Origin of the sequence: Hanstruepera flava, assembly GCF_023634025.1 — a bacterium.
Classification (GTDB): Bacteria; Bacteroidota; Bacteroidia; order Flavobacteriales; family Flavobacteriaceae; genus Hanstruepera; species Hanstruepera flava.
In genome coordinates this window covers 579118-596680 of record NZ_JALJCW010000001.1, presented here as the reverse complement: position 1 = coordinate 596680, position 17563 = coordinate 579118, and the positions used below count along the sequence as shown (strand labels likewise).

Below are 17563 nucleotides of genomic sequence, written 5' to 3'. Positions count from 1 at the left end.
GTGTTAAAGCAGAAGAATATTCTTCTGCTTTTTCATTTACACTATAATAATTCGTAATTTCGCAGTCTCAAAAAACAACACAAAATTAAAATATAAAAACATTATGAAAGTAACAGTAGTTGGAGCAGGAGCAGTAGGTGCCAGTTGTGCAGAATACATTGCCATAAAAGATTTTGCTAGTGAAGTCGTTTTATTGGATATTAAAGAAGGTTTTGCAGAAGGTAAGGCAATGGATTTAATGCAAACCGCTTCATTGAATGGTTTTGATACTAAAATTACAGGAGTTACAAATGATTATTCAAAAACAGCAAATAGTGATATTTGTGTCATTACATCTGGTATTCCAAGAAAACCAGGAATGACTCGTGAGGAGCTTATTGGAATTAATGCGGGTATTGTAAAGTCTGTTTCCTCAAGTTTAATTGAGCATTCGCCTAACACCATATTAATTGTTGTGAGTAACCCAATGGATACCATGACCTATTTGGCTCATAAGTCTACCAATCTTCCTAAAAACAGAATTATAGGAATGGGAGGTGCTTTAGACTCTGCTCGTTTTAAATATCGTTTGGCAGAAGCTTTAGGAGCGCCAATAAGTGATGTAGATGGCATGGTAATTGGAGGACATAGCGATGTTGGTATGGTGCCGTTAACGCGTTTAGCAACAAGAAATAGTGTGCCGGTTTCAGAATTTATTTCAGAAGACCGTTTAAGCCAAGTAAAAGAAGATACTAAAGTAGGTGGAGCAACATTAACTAAATTATTAGGTACGTCTGCATGGTATGCGCCTGGTGCGGCTGTTTCTGCTTTAGTTCAAGCTATTGCTTGCGATCAGAAAAAAATGTTTCCATGTTCTGCCTTGTTAAGTGGTGAGTACGGTTTATCTGATTTATGTATTGGTGTGCCAGTAATTTTGGGCCGTAACGGAATTGAAAGTATTGTTGAACTGGATTTAAATGATGCAGAGAAGGAGCATTTAAATACCAGTGCAGAAGGCGTTAAAAAAACAAATGGATTACTTGATGTCTAATACTTATTAGGCTACTTTAGTAACAAAATAGAGAGTTGTGCTACAAATACTAGAACAACTATTAATAATTAAATTTTAAAAAATAACTCACATGAAAAAACTAATTTTTGTTTTAGTATTGGCATTAAACGTTACAGTTTTTGCTCAAGAAAAATTAACTGAAGGGGTAGTGACCTCTAAACAAACCATGTCAAGCGATAATGAGCAAGTTCAAGCACAATTGGCTATGGTAGGGGAAATTGTGTCAACAACATATTTTAAAGGCAATAAAACACGTACAGAGACCTTTAATTTAATGACAGGAAACTCAACATCAATCATGGATGGTGATTCCAATGAAATGATGGTTGCTATGGATAATCAAATGGTTGGAAAAAAGTATGTTGTGAAGAGCATTGATCCTGAAAATGAAGATATGAAAGATGTTAAAATTGAAAAAGGTGATGAGACCAAAGAAATATTAGGTTACACATGCCAAGAGTATAATTTAACAACAACTAAAGATGGTACTGAAGTACAAATGGATATCTACGTAACAGATAAAATTTCAGCTATGTCTAATCAAGTTACTCAACTTGGTGCAAAATTACCAGGTTATCCTATGTATATGGAAATGAATGTAAGCCAAATGGGCATGGGTATGAAAATTACAAGTGAAGTAACCGAAATTAAAAAAGAATCGGTTTCTGATGATAAATTTGATATGACGCCACCAGAAGGTTACGAAAAAACAGAATCATTACAAGGTATGTAGTTTTACTACCAAAAACGTTGTATTACGAGATATAACAGATATAATTATATAAAGACTGTAGCAATACAGTCTTTATTTTTTTTATATTTGGCGCGTGAAAACCCGATTGCACATTTATATACTAATACTATTCCTAACATTTGTAGGTGTTGTTAGTCAACAGCAAACCGCAAATGCTAATCAGGAATTGGTGTTGCATTTCACCAATATAGATTCTAACTCGCTTGAAGCTAGAAATACCATTTCTATTGTAAAAAATCAGTTAAGCGATTTAGGGGTAGATAATATTCAGGTTAAGCATGAAAATCAAGGTAAACTTGTTATTACGTATTACAGTCATGTAGATGTAGCAAGTGTTAGGGAGGTCCTTTCTAAAGAAAAGCGATTACATCTAAACTATCCCGAAAAAAAACCAGTTGAAGAAGATTCAGATGGAAACAAACAGGGTAATTACAATTTAGACATTTTTGAAATTCAAACCGGAAATGATTATAACTCTGGGTTTGATGGTTGTATAGTAATTAAAAAAACAGAAAGCGATAGATATTACGATCCTAATTCGTTATATGCTTCATCGGTTTTAAACAATCAAAACGAAGAATTTTTAATACAGGTATCATTCAAGAAATGGAGTGCTATCAGTATTTCAATAGATAATAATTCCTATGTCATACCAGAAGTAAGGGCTGGTCCTAACAGAATAGGGAATTCATAACACGGAAAAAATTCCCAATTAACTCCATAAGCTTAAAATTAAATTTTAAGAAGCCTTTCTAAAAGCATTTGAAAGGCAAATCAATCAATAGTTTATTCATAAAAAAATAATTGTCAAATTATACGGTAAGTTCTATATTTGCTCGTTTTTTAAAAAATTTGACACATAAAAATCAATAACAATGCAAAATAAAGGATTAGTAAAACTATTTGCTGTTTTGTTCGGTTTGGTAAGTATTTATCAGCTGTCTTTTACATTCAAAGCAAATAGTATTGAGGAAGCTGCTCAAGTGGTTTCTAATGGCGATGAAGTAAAAGAACGTAAGTATTTAGATTCTATAGCAAACGAAGAAGTTTTTAATTTAGGAATCGCAAATTACACCTACAATGAAGTAAAAGAAAACGCCATGAATTTAGGTTTAGATCTAAAAGGTGGTGTAAGTGTTATTTTACAAGTTTCTGTAAAAGATATCTTGAAAGGTCTTGCTAACTATAGTAAAGACCCTGTTTTTAATAAAGCTTTAGATGATGCTGAAGAAATACAAAAGAATAGTCAGAATACATTTTTAGAGGATTTTTATGTTGCGTTTGATAACATTAAAGGCGACACCAAATTAGCCTCTCCAGATATTTTTTACACAAGAGCGCTAGATGGTGAGATAGAAGGCTCAATGACAGACGATGAGGTTAAGCCAATTATCGAGCGTAAAATTGATGAATCAATCGTTTCAGCTTTTGAAGTACTTCGTAAACGTATTGATGAGTTTGGTGTTACGTCACCAAGTATCCAGCGTTTAGGAAACTCTGGTCGTATTTTAGTAGAATTGCCAGGTGTAAAAGATAAAGAACGTGCTATTAAGTTATTACAGAGTACGGCTCAATTAGAGTTTTGGGAAGTTTACAAACGCGATTTATTTGGTCCTTTTTTAGTTGAAGCTAACAATGTTCTTAAAGACATGCAAACTCCAGAAAAAGAAGAGGTTGTTGATGAAGAACCTCAAGATTCTGAAGATGATGCCATTGAAGATTTATTAGGAGCAGATCCAGATTCTACTGCAGTTGAGGTTAATCCACTTCGTGATTTGTTGTTCCAATCGCCAGATCCTGCTGCATTAGCTATAGTTAATATTAAAGACAAGGAGCAAGTAATGGAGTACTTGAATATGCCTCAAGTACGATCGTTATTACCAGCAGAGCAACGTTTTGTAAAGTTTGTATTTGGAAAACCAGCTAAAGATAGCGAAGTAGTTGAGCTATATGCTTTAATTGGAAACCGTGATAACGTACCACCATTAAGTGGAGCTGTGGTTACAGATGCTCGTCAAGAGTATGATGCAGTTGGAAAGCCAAATGTGTCTATGCAGATGAATGCTAAAGGCGCGAAAATCTGGGAAGAAATGACTGGGAAAGCCTTTACCCAAGGTTCTCAAATAGCTATTGTTTTAGATAACGTTGTATATTCTGCTCCAGGTGTAACTACAGGAGCAATTTCAGGAGGTAACTCGTCTATTTCAGGTAGTTTTACATTAAATGAAGCAACCGATTTAGCTAACGTATTACGTGCTGGTAAATTACCGGCTTCTGCAGATATTATTCAAGGAGAAGTTGTTGGGCCATCGTTAGGACAAGAGGCTATTGACAGCGGTAAAATGTCATTCTTAATCGCATTAGGTGTTGTATTGGTTTGGATGTTCTTATACTACGGTAAAGCAGGTTTGTTTGCTGATATTGCCATGTTGTTTAATATCGTTTTAATCTTTGGTGTGTTATCAGGGTTAGGAGCTGTTTTAACATTGCCAGGTATTGCAGGTATTGTATTAACAATTGGTATGTCTGTGGATGCCAACGTGCTTATTTTTGAACGTATACGTGAAGAATTGGCTAAAGGTAAAGGTATGAAGGAATCTATTGCTGATGGATTTAGTAATGCCTTGTCTTCTATTTTAGATGCCAACATCACAACAGGCTTAACTGCTCTTATTCTATTTATATTCGGTACAGGGCCAATTAAAGGTTTTGCAACAACATTATTAATCGGTATTGGTACATCGTTATTTACTGCTATTTTCATCACTAGGTTGTTAGTAGATTGGTATGCTGAAAGAGGCGGAACTTTAGATTTTAGTACTGCTATTACCAAAAACCTTTTCAGAAATATTAATATCAATTTTCTTAAGAAAAGGAAAGCCGCTTACATTATTTCTGGAGCTTTAATATTATTGAGTTTAGGCTCGTTATTTACAAATGGTTTAGACCAAGGTGTAGATTTTGTAGGAGGTCGTACGTATCAGGTACGCTTTGCTCAAGATGTAAGTGCTAATGAAATTTCATCAGCCTTATCTGATGCTTTTGGAAGTGCAGAGGCAAAAACTTTTGGAAGTGCCAATCAATTAAAGATTACAACAAAGTACAAGGTAAACGAAACTGATAATGCAGTAGATGAAGAAATAAGAACTACATTATATAACGAGTTACAGCCCTATTTTGATGGGTTGTCTTATGAAGAGTTCATTAGTGATGATGAGGCCAAAACAATTGGTTTAATGAAATATTACAAAGTGAGCCCTACAATTGCTGATGATATCAAGAATGCATCTTATTTAGCCATTTTAGGTTCTTTAATTGTAGTATTCCTGTACATCTTATTCCGATTTAAAAGATGGCAATTCTCGTTAGGAGCCGTTGCTGCGGTTTTCCATGATGTATTAATTGTATTGGGTGTGTTCTCGTTAACTTATAAGTACATGCCATTTAGTATGGAAATAGATCAAGCGTTTATAGCTGCAATACTTACAGTTATTGGTTATTCGTTGAACGATACGGTTGTTGTGTTCGATAGAATTAGGGAATTCTTTAATGAGCACTCGTCATGGCCGTTTAATAAGGTTATTAACTCGTCATTAAGCAGTACACTAAGTAGAACATTAAACACCTCTTTAACTACTTTGGTAGTGTTACTTTCAATCTTTGTATTTGGAGGTGATTCCATTAGAGGATTTATGTTTGCCTTAATTGTTGGTGTTATAGTAGGTACATACTCATCTATGTTTATTGCTACACCATTAATGTATGATTCGGTTAAGAAAGGTGATGCTAAAGAAGCCTTAAAGCACAAAGTAAAAGAAGTTGAGGAAGAAGAACAGGCATAAGCCTGTTTTCAAATAACAATAAAAAAAGCCTTTTTGAATTATCAAAAAGGCTTTTTTTATTGTTCTATTTCTTATTTAATCTTTTGTAAAGATCATTTTGTCGCCAACTTCTAAATGCCATTGCTTAACTAAACCTGCATTGACTTCTAATACATATTTAGCAGGTGCATTAGAAGGTAAAGAGCTTTCATCAAAAGGTTTTGCATTTTCTTGAAAACTAACCACGGTTTTATCGGTGTCAAGGTAAATTAAATCTAAAGGTATTTTGGTGTTCTTCATGTAAAATGAACGTGGTCTTGAATCGGGAAAAATAAACAGCATACCACGATTTACTTCCATGGATTCACGATACATAAGTCCGGTTTGTGTTTCATAATCATTGTCGGCTATTTCAATATCTAATTCAGCAATAACAGAATCGTTTACTGCTTTCATAAGTTGTAATTCACCTTCTTTTTTAAAAGAAACCTTAGTTTGTTTAACAGATTTTTTTTCCTCTTTGCAAGACGTAGTTGCCGTGAACATTGAAATACCAAAGGATAAACAAACAACTTTAAAATACTTACGAATCATTGAAATTATGACTTGGTTTTAGGTTTGTAAATAAACATAAAGTAGAGTCCTATGATTATAAATGGAATACTCAACATTTGTCCGGTGTTTAATCCCATCATAGTAATATATTCTTCGCCTTGAGGCTCTTTTACGAACTCTACAAAAAATCGTATAGTCCATAGCATCACTAAAAAGGCTCCAAATAAAAATCCGGTTTGCTCGCTTTTCTGTGTTTTAGTGTATATATACCATAAAATTAGAAAGACAAAAATATAGCAGAAAGATTCGTACAATTGTGCAGGATGTCTATACGGAACAGCGTCGAGCAAATTCTGAAATTGTGGGTTCTTGGTAACAGCTGCATAGGCATCTTTATAATCCTGTATACCTGTTTCTGCCACAATTTGACGCTTGCCATAAAAATCCTGAATAAAGCGGACGCCAAAAGCCGAATCGGTTACCTTTCCAATGATTTCAGAATTAATAAAATTTCCAATTCTAATAAAAATAGCACCAGAAGCTACTGGAATCACAACACGATCTAATATCCACATCAGCGATTTGTACTTATATTTTCTTCGGTATAAATACATTCCGATTATAATTCCTATGGCAGCACCATGGCTTGCCAATCCTTGAAATCCAGTAAACTCAAATTCTGGATTGAACCTAAAAGGCAGGAAGATGCTAAAAAAATCTTGAGATATTAACTCCGATTGATAAAATAGAACATGTCCAAGTCTTGCTCCCAGCATTGTGGCCAAAACGGTATAAATAAATAACGGATCTAAATAATCTAAATTTATCTTTTCTCTTGTGAAAATACGTTTCATAATATACCAACCTAAAAGGAAGGCAACTATCCACATAACACTGTAAAAATGTAATTTAAAATTACCGGCAATATCAATACCAGTAATAGGGTTCCAATCGAATTTTAATAAATACATAGATTATTATTTAGCGAAGTAAATATATACAATTGAAAACGGAAACGAAAGCAATGAAATATAATGATATGTTATTTTTTATCAAGCTTTTCAGGAACAGGATCGTAACCGCTGCATCCCCAAGGCGACAGAACGTTAAGAAAATGTACAGTGTACATTTTTAGAGATAGGGCGAGCAGGCGCGTGGGAAATTTTTAGTTGTCATCCTTTTCAGGAACAGGATCGTAACCGCTGCGCCCCCAAGGATGACAACTAAAAATCCTTTTTAGCGCCAAGCCTCCACCTTTCCACAAGCCGTGTTTCAATAAAGCTTCTTTAGAATAATGAGAACACGTTGGCTGAAACCTGCAACTAGCTGGTGTAAGAGGTGATATTAATGTTTGATAGATTTTAATTAAAAATAGAAAAGGTGTAATTAAAATCTTTTTCATAATTAATTGATGGAAAACGTTGTGCCTTCTCGACTATCGTTAAGTTGTATGCCTGCTGCAGCTAATTCGTCTCTAATTTTATCTGACAAAGCAAAATCTCTATTGGCTCGAGCTTCTTGACGCATTTTAATTAAAAGTTCAACTGCGCCAGATAATTTATCAGAATTATTTTCGGTTTTTGATGTGTTTTCCAGACCTAAAATATCAAAAGTAAAAGTGTTAATGGTCTCTTTTAATAGTTTTAAATCTTCAGGAGTTATAGTAGATTTTCCGTCCTTTATTTGATTAATGTATTTAACGGCCTCAAAGAGATTGGCAATCAATATTGGCGTATTGAAATCATCATTCATAGCATCGTAACATTTTTGTTTCCAGTCAGAAACATTAATTGATGATGATGATGATGATTTTAGTTTTTCTAATAAGTTAATAGCATCTATTAACCTGTTATAACCTTTTTCAGCGGCCAATAAGCCATCATTGGTTAAATCTAAAACACTTCTGTAAGCCGCTTGCATCATAAAAAAACGAATAACACCAGGAGCAAAGCCTTTAGACATAATATCATTGTCGCCAGAGAATAATTCAGCAGGATTAATATAATTTCCAGTTGATTTACTCATTCTGGATCCATTTAGCTCTAGCATATTGGCATGCATCCAGTATTTAACTGGTGATTGGTTTTTAGCGGCTTGATTTTGTGCAATCTCACATTCATGATGTGGGAATTTTAAGTCCATTCCACCACCGTGAATATCAAATTGCTCGCCTAAATATTTAGTACTCATGGCCGTACATTCCAAATGCCAACCTGGAAAACCATCACTCCAAGGTGAAGGCCAACGCATAATATGACTAGGTTCTGCTTTTTTCCATAAGGCAAAATCTTGTGGATTCTTTTTGTCACTTTGGCCATCTAAAGCACGTGTATTATGAATTAAATCGTCAAGCTTACGTTTGCTCAAAATGCCGTACTCATGAGACTCATTATATTTGTGAACATCAAAATAAACAGAGCCATTAATAACATAGGCAAAACCGTTGTCAATAATGGTTTGAATAAGTTCTATTTGCTCAATAATATGACCTGTTGCAGTAGGCTCAATGCTTGGCGGAAGAAAATTAAGTATTCGTAATACATTATGAAAATCAACAGTATAACGCTGGACGATTTCCATAGGTTCTATAGATTCTAATCGTGCTTTTTTTGTGATTTTATCCTCTCCAACATCGGCATCATCTTCAAGGTGTCCAGCATCCGTAATATTTCGAACATAACGCACTTTGTAGCCTAAATGTCTAAAATATCTGAATATCATGTCAAAAGACATAAATGTTCTAACATTACCTAAATGCACATTACTATAAACCGTAGGGCCACAAACATACATACCAACGTAACCATCGATTAATGGTTTAAAATGTTCTTTTTCACCACTTAACGTGTTGTATATTTTTATGTCTTGCTGCTTAAATAATTGCATGAGATGAGTAAATGCTATTTTATTAGAATTGAGTGTCTAACTTGATGTAGTCTAAAAATTCGCGACGTGTTTCCTTTTCTTTGAATTTACCTCCAAATTCTGAAGTTACCGTACTACTTTCAGTATCTCTAATGCCTCTTGAATTTACACATAAGTGTTTCGCATCAATAACGCAAGCAACATCTTCGGTCTGTAAGACTTCTTGAAGCTCTTTTACAATTTGAATGGTTAATCGCTCTTGTACCTGTGGCCTTTTCGCATAATAGTCAACAATTCTGTTCATTTTCGAAAGGCCAACAACTGTTCCATGGGAAATATATGCCACGTGCGCTTTACCTACTATTGGTAACAAGTGGTGTTCGCAAGTGGAATAAACTGTAATGTTTTTCTCAACAAGCATTTCACCGTATTTGTATTTATTCTCAAATGTTGATGCATTAGGTTTGCGTTTTGGGTCCAAACCACCAAATAATTCTTTTACAAACATTTTAGCAACACGATGAGGTGTTCCATTTAAGCTGTCATCATTTAAGTCTAGTCCAAGCGTCTCCATAATATGGCGTACATCGTCTTTAATGATATCAATTTTCTCATCTGTACTCAACGAAAATGCATCCTTTCTTAAAGGTGTGTCAGAGGATGTGCCTATGTGGTCATTTCCTAATGCGTCCAAATCTTCAATGTTATTATTAAATTTCATGAAATTGAAAATATATTAGTCTGCAAAGATACACAATTCCGTTTTTTTGCACATTGTATTAACAAACAATTAATTTCATCGATTAATTAAGGCGTTTTTCCTAAATTTTTCTTAATTTTCACGCCTCATATTAATATTGGATTAATAATCCTTTAACCCTTTAGTAATATAGCCCTGAAAAAAAATATTAAAAGTTCTTGTTTATGAAAAAGATAGCAGTATTATTTCTTTTATTTTCCTCATTTGTTATATCTAATTCTTGGGCGCAATTAAGCGCGATTGATGATGTTTTGGTTGGAAGGGCAAATAACCCGAATCCGTCTAATTCAAGTGGAGATAGGATTTATTTTAACGATTTATTTAACGGCACACCTATTACCGTGGCAACAATAGGTAATTTTACGATGACTGAAACAGTGCCAGACCCAACGGGCTTTACTACATTGAATACAGCATTTGGTTTTGTTGGTATAGCGGCCAATACCCCTCCTGGATTATACTATATAACTTATGAGATTTGTGAAAATGCCAACCCAACTAATTGTGATACTGCTGTTATAGAAATTAGAGTTTTTGAATCCACTACAAGTTCTGGTAGCGGGTCTTTTGATATGAATGTAACATCAAGTGCAGGTTCAATAAATTGTAGTGGAGATGTTTGTATTACCAATGGCGGCTGTATTGATCAAGCAACAGGAACTATTCCACCAATCACTCTGTCAGCTACATATACCGAGGTGGGAGAGAGTAATACATATGGCGTGAGATCAATTCCATTTAACCCACCATTTAGTTTTGGAGATACTGCTGGTGATACCAATCTTAATGTAGATGATATTTGGAGTAGTGTTTTAAACTTTGCTTTCGATTTTGAGTTTTATCAAAATGATTATCAAAGTTGTGTGTTGTCAACTAACGGAGCTGTAAGTTTTGATTTAAGCAATGCCAATACCTTCCATTATTGGACACCTGCAGCTGGGGCAACCATACCTAACAATACTGATGCTGCATTGGGAGATGGAAATATCTTTGGTGCCGTTCATGATATTTTTCCAGGAGCAGGAGGAGTTGATCCTAATACATACAACATTACATTTGGGGTAAAAGGTACTGCGCCTTTCCGTGTGTTTGTATTTAGCTTTTTTAATCCTCCACAATTTGGATGTACTACATTGAGAACTTCTCAAATGATTTTGTTTTATGAGTCTACAAATGTAATTGAAACCTATATTTTTCAAAAACCAGTTTGTTCAACATGGGCTGGCGGCCGTGCAGCTATAGGTATACAAAATGATGCTGGAACTCAAGGCATTGCGCCACCAGGTAGAAATACTGGTGTCTGGGATGTTTCGATTCCTGAAGCTTGGCAATTTTATCCGAACGGTACTCCAATCTATGATTTTGAATGGTTAGATGAAACAGGAGCAGTAATAGGAACTGATCCCACAAATTTAACGGTTACACCGAATACAACAACAACTTATATTGCCCAACTTACTTATACCGACGCTATAACAGGAGATGAATATGTGGCGGTTAGGCCTATTACTGTTGTGGTTCAACCTACACCAGTAATTACTTTAACAAGTAATAATTCTGTTTGCTCTGGTGGAGATGCCGAGTTTACAATAACAGGTTCAGAAGGTGATGTTGTAGACTATAATGTTAATGGAGGAGCAACCCAGCAAGTTACATTAGATGCTACTGGAGTTTTTGTGGTTACTATTCCAGGAATTACGGCAGATCAAACATTGAACCTAGAGAACGTTTATAATCCTAATTCAGGATGTAATGGTGCGTTAACACAATCAGAGACTGTTACAGTAAATAACTCCGGAAGTGCAACATTTACCTTAACGCCTACTTGTGATGGTGCTACAGCAACAATTACAGGAACTTCTGGCGGAACTTTTACTTTTAATCCTGTACCCACAGATGGAGCAACTCTTGATGCAAATACTGGAACAATTACAAACGGTGTTCCGGGAACGCAGTATACTTTAGAATATACAATAACAGGAGCTTGTAGTGCAACATCTTCTGAAGATGTTACCGTATTAACCGCAGATGATGCTAGTTTTACAACGACTCCAACATGTGATGGTGGTACTGTTACTATTACAGGTACAACAGGAGGAACTTTTACCTTTAACCCTGCGCCTACAGATGGTGCGGTTATTGATGCAACAACAGGGACAGTTACTAATGGAACATCTGGAGCTACTTATACCATTGAATACACAACAATGGGGTCTTGTCCAGCTACAAGTACAGAAGATGTTACTGCACTAACTGCATCAGATCCTTCCTTTACAACCACACCAACATGTGACGGAGGAACTGTCACTATAACTGGAGATACTGGTGGAACTTTTGCTTTTAATCCAGTGCCTACGGACGGTGCTGTAATTGACCCAGCGACTGGTGAGGTTACAGGAGGAACATCTGGAGCAACTTATACCATTGAGTATACTATTTCTGGTGCATGTGGATCGAGTAGTACAGAAGACGTAACGGTGTTAGCAACTGCTAATCCAGCATTCACTACAACAGATACTTGTGATGGCGGAACAGTTACAATAACAGGAGACACAGGTGGAACTTTTACTTTTAATCCCGTGCCTACCGATGGGGCAACAATAGATGCAGCAACAGGAGTTGTTACCAATGGCGTTCCAGGTACAACCTATACTATAGAATATACTATATCTGGTTCGTGTGGTGCAAGTTCTACTCAAGATATAACCGTATTGCCTAATGATGATGCTAGTTTTACAACTTCGCCAACATGTGATGGCGGAACCGTAACTATTACTGGTACAGTTGGCGGAACCTTCGCATTTAACCCAGTGCCAACTGATGGGGCTTCTATTGATACTTCAACAGGAACTGTTACTGGTGGAACATCAGGAACAACTTATACTATTGAATATACAACAACAGGTGTTTGTCCTGCTTCCTCAACACAAGATGTAACAGTTTTAACTACTGCAAATCCTACATTTACTACGACGCCAACTTGTGACGGAGGAACTGTAACTATAACTGGAGATACTGGTGGAACATTTACGTTTAATCCAGTGCCAACAGATACAGCAGCTATAGATCCAGTAACTGGTGAAGTTACTAATGGGACTTCAGGAGCTACCTATACCATTGAGTATACTATTTTTGGTTCTTGTGGAGCAAGTAGTACAGAAGATGTAACAGTATATTCACAAGAGGATCCCGCATTTACTGTTTTAGAAAACTGTGATGGTGGGACAATGACCATTGTTGGCGATTCGGGTGGTACTTTTGTTTTTAATCCAGTACCAACAGATGGTGCTACTATAGATTCAAATACAGGAGAAGTAACAGGTGGGACACCAGGTGCTACTTATACTGTTCAATATACTACTAGTGGGCCTTGTCCAGAATCTAGTTTTCAAAATGTAACTGTTTTACCAGCAGATGATGCTAGTTTTACAACTTCGCCAACATGTGACGGTGGAACTGTAACAATTATAGGGAATACTGGCGGATCATTTGCATTTAATCCAGTGCCGACGGATGGTGCTGTAATTGATGTGGCAACTGGAGAAGTTACTAATGGAACTTCTGGAACAACTTACACCATAGAATATACAACAGTTGGAGCATGTCCTGCTACAAGCACAGAAGATATTACAGTTATTGCAATTGATGATGCGTCGTTTACTGTGTCTCCAACTTGTGATGGAGGTACAGCAACTGTCACTGGTTTACCAGGTGGAACCTTTGCTTTTAACCCAGTACCCCCAGATAGCGCTGTAATTGATGTTGCAACAGGAGAAGTTACTGGCGGAACTCCTGGAGCTACTTATACTATTGAGTATACAACAAATGGGACTTGTCCGAATACATCAACAACAACATTAAATGTACACCCATTACCAACTGTTGTGAATCCTACACCGCTTGTGGTTTGTGACGATGCTACTCCAGATGGAATGGTTGAAATGGACTTAACTGTTAAAAATGACGAAATTTCTGGAAGTAATTCAAATTATAGCGTAACCTATTATAACTCATTAGTAGCTGCTCAAATGGGAACACCACAAGTAATGCCTTCAGATACAGCTTATGTAGGAACAGATGGTGAAACCCTTTATGTTAGAGTTGAGGATAATATTACAGGGTGTTACGATACTACAACTTTAATTTTAGAAGTTACAAACGGACCTTCAGTGGCTACTCCAACTCCATTACAAGAATGTGATGTTGATAATGATGGTCTTGCTACTTTTGATTTGTCTAGTGCTAGAGATGAAATTTTGGCTGTAGATCCAACTTTAATTGTGTCTTTCCATTTAACTCAACAAAATGCTTTAGATAATGTAAACCCTCAAGGTGATACACTTTCTAATGTTGCTGGACAGATTATTTATATAAGAGTAAGTTTTGGTACTGGAGCTGATTGTCCAACAGTAGTTGAATTAATGCTTATTGTTGAACCATCACCAGACGTTCCATCAAATATTGATCCTTATGCTTTGTGTGATGACGATGACGATGGTATTGTATCATTTAACTTGAACACTATGAATGATACTATTTATGGTACTCAAAACCCAGCTGATTTCACACTTACTTATCATGAAACTTTAGCCGATGCTGAAGCTGTTCCTGGAATGAATCCAATAGTTGAACCTCAATTGTCAGACTACGTATCCGGAAACACAACAATATATGTTCGTTTAGAAGGTACCAATGGATGTGTTACAGTAGGTCAATTCGATTTAGTTGTAAATCCATTGCCTGTAATTCCAGTAGATGCTCAAGACAGTATTTATGAAATTTGTGATGATTCAAATGATAATGATGGCTTTGCAACATTTGATTTAACAACACAAAATGATGCTTTAACAGGGGGGAATGCTTCACTAGTGGTTGACTATTATGAAACAATGATGGATATTCCTAATAATCCAATTGCAGATTATACAGCTTATGATAATACTTCAGTAGGAGGTTTGCCTCATAACCCACAAACACTTTTTGTAACTGTGACTGAAACTACCAGTGGAAGTAGTTGCTATGCACTTACAACATTAACGTTAGTGGTTAACACATTGCCGACACCTAATGATGTATTGCCAGATTTAATAGAATGTGATGATAATGACCCTGGTAATTTACAGGAAGAGTTTGATTTGACCCAAAATGAAGGGTTGATGCTTAATGATTTTGATGAGTCAGTTACTTATTATGAATCATTTGCTGATGCAGAATCTGGAGATAATGAAATAGCTACACCAACAAATTATACTAATATTTCTACCCCTCAAACTATTTATGTTCGAGTAACTAATACGGGAGACCCTGCAGATCCTAATGACGATGGGACAGGTTGCTATACTATTATTACGTTTGATTTAATAGTTAATCCACTTCCTGTATTTATTCCAGATGATCAATATGTTATATGTATAAACACAAATGGAACTGAAGTTGTTGGACCTCCAACTATTGACACAGGTTTAAATCCTGCTGAATACACTTTTGAATGGGTAGACCCAAATGGAACGATTGTGAGTATAGATTCAAGTTACACGGCTACACAAGCAGGAACTCATACTGTAGAGATAATCAATATTACTACAGGATGCTTTAATATTATACCAGTGGTAGTAGAAGAAAGTTCCCCTCCAGTTGTTAATGCAGAAGTTGTTACTGAAGCATTTGCAGATAATAATGTAATTTCTGTTACGGCAACAGGTGAAGCGTCTGCGATTTTTGAGTTCAGTATTGATAATGGCCCTTGGGTGAGTAATGAGCCAAACGATAATACATATACTTTTACTAATGTATTATATGGTGAACATGAAATTCAGGTTAGAGATATTAATGGTTGTGGTATAGCAAGTGATACTGTGTTTGTTATAGATTACCCGCTTTTCTTTACGCCAAATAACGATGGAGATAATGACTTATGGCAAATTTCCGGTATCAATCCAGATGCCGTTATCAATATATTTGATAGATATGGTAAGCTATTAAAACAATTAAGTCCGACAAGTCCCGGTTGGGATGGGACTTTAAATGGATATCCATTACCTACTAGTGATTATTGGTTTACAGTTGTATATAAAGAATCGCCAGATGATGAAGCCATGAAAGAATTCAAAGCTCATTTTACTTTAAAACGATAAGTAAATAAGGAAACACCAAGCAAATTGGCTTGATGACAATAAAAAAAGCTTGAGCTAGTAGCTCAAGCTTTTTTTATGTAATTATTTATATTAACTAAAGATTGAAAACAACAGTCATTGTGAAATTTGAGATTGTTGTATCCAAATTAGCACGATCAACCAAGCCAACATTATATAGTTGAGGATTGCTTTCACGTTTAGACTGATCAAAAGATAAATCTAGTTTTACAATATTGTTAAAATTATAACCTAAACCTGTAGACCAAGAATTTAAATCTCCAACAGCAATTTCATTTTTATATGGACTTTCTTCAAAACGATAGCCTCCTCTTAAACTTAAACGGTTTAGTTTTATTTCTGCTCCAACTCTATAAATTGAAGCAGCTCTTAAATTATTATTAATAATGTTGTTTTGTTCAGAAAAATAAAGATCAGATTTAGGTTTGAATTTAGTATTGCCGTAATCTTTTACAGAGTAATCAAAACTAATTAGGCCATAATTTCCAAATACATAAGCCAAGCTACCTGTAATTTTTCCAGGTGTTTGTAACCTGTAAGTAGGATAAATATTGACGATTAATGGATCTATGACTTGTGAAACATTTGAACCATTGTCATCCCTGACTGTCCTAATATATTGTGTGGTTTCGTCAGAAATGTTCATCCAAGTAGGAGAGTTGTAAGTAACCCCAGCTCGTAAACCATTGGTTACTTTTACTATGGTTCCTAATTGAAATGAAAACCCAGAACCTATTGTATAAAGACTATTGCCAAAATTTACTTGGCTAACAATGGATCCTTGATTATTATTTGTTTCAGTTAAATATGTGTAACTACTATAGTTAATAAAGTGGGAATTCAAATTCAGACCTATATATAAGCGGTTATTATATTCTGCAGCGGCATTAAAAGTGAATTTTCCATTGTAACCCGAAGAACTGTAATTATAATTATGGTTGTAATTTCCTCCACTAATATTTGAGGTGTATATAGTATTGTCGTCATTAAAATCATCAGGTTCTAATATATAGGATTCATAACCTAAAAAAGCTTGCTGATTTCCGTAGCCATACAAACTGCCTATTTCAGAGTAGGCTTGAGAATACGTTTCGCCTGGTAAAGCCGATATTTCATCTAGTCTTAAGCCATTGGCGTATTCTAAAAAATAACTATCAATAGAATTGATTGGGTTTACGCCATAAGCATACCAATCATTATCAAAATCTTGAATTTGTTCGTAGGAAACTCCTATAGTGAATTTGTTCCATTTCGAATTTTGGTTTCTATTATTAAAAACAAAAGCAGCTCCAGATTGTCCTAAATCAATATTTGAAAATGAATTTCCAGAATAGCCATTAAAATATTGGGTTTCATTTTTAACATGTTTATTCGATAAAGACATAGAAATATGACTTGAAGAAAAAACAGCCGAACCTGCAGGGTTTATACTAACAGCACTCATATCTCCTCCTAAAGCACCAAAAGCGCCGCTTAACGCTCTAAAACGAGCAGTTCCTTTAATTTCATCTTGAGAATAACGCAAGGCATCTGTTATGTCTTGAGCGTAGGTTGAAGACAAGCACAATGCGCTAATGATTGGAATCATTAATTTTTTCATAACAA

11 protein-coding genes are annotated in these 17563 nt (G+C 35.4%); 5 read left to right on the top strand and 6 right to left on the bottom strand.

Translation table 11 applies throughout. The features are described 5' to 3' along the window. Positions 1-103: 103 nt before the first annotated feature. From mdh to secDF, 4 genes are all read left to right on the top strand, one after another. A complete protein-coding gene (mdh, locus tag MTX13_RS02785; protein ID WP_250432892.1) occupies positions 104-1030 on the top strand; it encodes a malate dehydrogenase in 927 nt (308 codons plus the stop codon). A 91-nt stretch (positions 1031-1121) separates the two neighbouring features. Next, positions 1122-1784 (top strand): DUF4412 domain-containing protein, encoded by a 663-nt coding sequence (locus tag MTX13_RS02780; protein WP_250432891.1) that lies wholly within the window; start codon positions 1122-1124, stop codon positions 1782-1784. Between the two features lie 94 nt (positions 1785-1878). Further along, positions 1879-2499 (top strand): hypothetical protein, encoded by a 621-nt coding sequence (locus tag MTX13_RS02775; RefSeq protein WP_250432890.1) that lies wholly within the window; start codon positions 1879-1881, stop codon positions 2497-2499. 181 nt (positions 2500-2680) lie between these two features. After that, complete coding sequence (gene secDF, locus MTX13_RS02770; protein WP_250432889.1) at positions 2681-5647, top strand: protein translocase subunit SecDF; 2967 nt, start codon at positions 2681-2683, stop codon at positions 5645-5647. Between the two features lie 75 nt (positions 5648-5722). On the opposite strand, the gene MTX13_RS02765 is transcribed toward secDF, so the two are convergent. From MTX13_RS02765 to folE, 5 genes are all read right to left on the bottom strand, one after another. After that, positions 5723-6220 (bottom strand): DUF192 domain-containing protein, encoded by a 498-nt coding sequence (locus MTX13_RS02765; RefSeq protein ID WP_250432888.1) that lies wholly within the window; start codon positions 6218-6220, stop codon positions 5723-5725. 5 nt (positions 6221-6225) lie between these two features. Then, positions 6226-7152, bottom strand: coding sequence for a prolipoprotein diacylglyceryl transferase (gene lgt / locus MTX13_RS02760; protein ID WP_250432887.1), 927 nt, complete (start codon positions 7150-7152; stop codon positions 6226-6228). Between the two features lie 194 nt (positions 7153-7346). Further along, complete coding sequence (gene yidD, locus MTX13_RS02755; RefSeq protein ID WP_250432886.1) at positions 7347-7583, bottom strand: membrane protein insertion efficiency factor YidD; 237 nt, start codon at positions 7581-7583, stop codon at positions 7347-7349. A gap of 2 nt (positions 7584-7585) precedes the next feature. Next, positions 7586-9067: a cysteine--tRNA ligase gene (cysS, locus tag MTX13_RS02750; protein WP_250432885.1), complete on the bottom strand. Its 1482-nt coding sequence runs from the start codon at positions 9065-9067 to the stop codon at positions 7586-7588. 22 nt (positions 9068-9089) lie between these two features. Continuing rightward, a complete protein-coding gene (gene folE, locus MTX13_RS02745; protein WP_250432884.1) occupies positions 9090-9767 on the bottom strand; it encodes a GTP cyclohydrolase I FolE in 678 nt (225 codons plus the stop codon). Between the two features lie 203 nt (positions 9768-9970). Between folE and MTX13_RS02740 the strand changes: the two genes are divergently transcribed. Beyond that, positions 9971-15940 carry a T9SS type B sorting domain-containing protein gene (locus MTX13_RS02740; protein ID WP_250432883.1) on the top strand — a complete coding sequence of 1990 codons (5970 nt, stop codon included), beginning with the start codon at positions 9971-9973 and terminating at the stop codon, positions 15938-15940. 94 nt (positions 15941-16034) lie between these two features. On the opposite strand, the gene MTX13_RS02735 is transcribed toward MTX13_RS02740, so the two are convergent. Further along, positions 16035-17558, bottom strand: a complete 1524-nt coding sequence (locus MTX13_RS02735) for an OmpP1/FadL family transporter (RefSeq protein WP_250432882.1) — start codon at positions 17556-17558, stop codon at positions 16035-16037. Positions 17559-17563 lie beyond the last annotated feature (5 nt).

Coding starts and splice junctions, on each gene's coding strand:
- mdh (WP_250432892.1), top strand. CDS start 104: ATGAAAGTAACAGTAGTTGGAGCAGGAGCAGTAGGTGCCAGTTGTGCA.
- MTX13_RS02780 (WP_250432891.1), top strand. CDS start 1,122: ATGAAAAAACTAATTTTTGTTTTAGTATTGGCATTAAACGTTACAGTT.
- secDF (WP_250432889.1), top strand. CDS start 2,681: ATGCAAAATAAAGGATTAGTAAAACTATTTGCTGTTTTGTTCGGTTTG.
- MTX13_RS02765 (WP_250432888.1), bottom strand. CDS start 6,220: ATGATTCGTAAGTATTTTAAAGTTGTTTGTTTATCCTTTGGTATTTCA.
- lgt (WP_250432887.1), bottom strand. CDS start 7,152: ATGTATTTATTAAAATTCGATTGGAACCCTATTACTGGTATTGATATT.
- yidD (WP_250432886.1), bottom strand. CDS start 7,583: ATGAAAAAGATTTTAATTACACCTTTTCTATTTTTAATTAAAATCTAT.
- cysS (WP_250432885.1), bottom strand. CDS start 9,067: ATGCAATTATTTAAGCAGCAAGACATAAAAATATACAACACGTTAAGT.
- folE (WP_250432884.1), bottom strand. CDS start 9,767: ATGAAATTTAATAATAACATTGAAGATTTGGACGCATTAGGAAATGAC.
- MTX13_RS02740 (WP_250432883.1), top strand. CDS start 9,971: ATGAAAAAGATAGCAGTATTATTTCTTTTATTTTCCTCATTTGTTATA.
- MTX13_RS02735 (WP_250432882.1), bottom strand. CDS start 17,558: ATGAAAAAATTAATGATTCCAATCATTAGCGCATTGTGCTTGTCTTCA.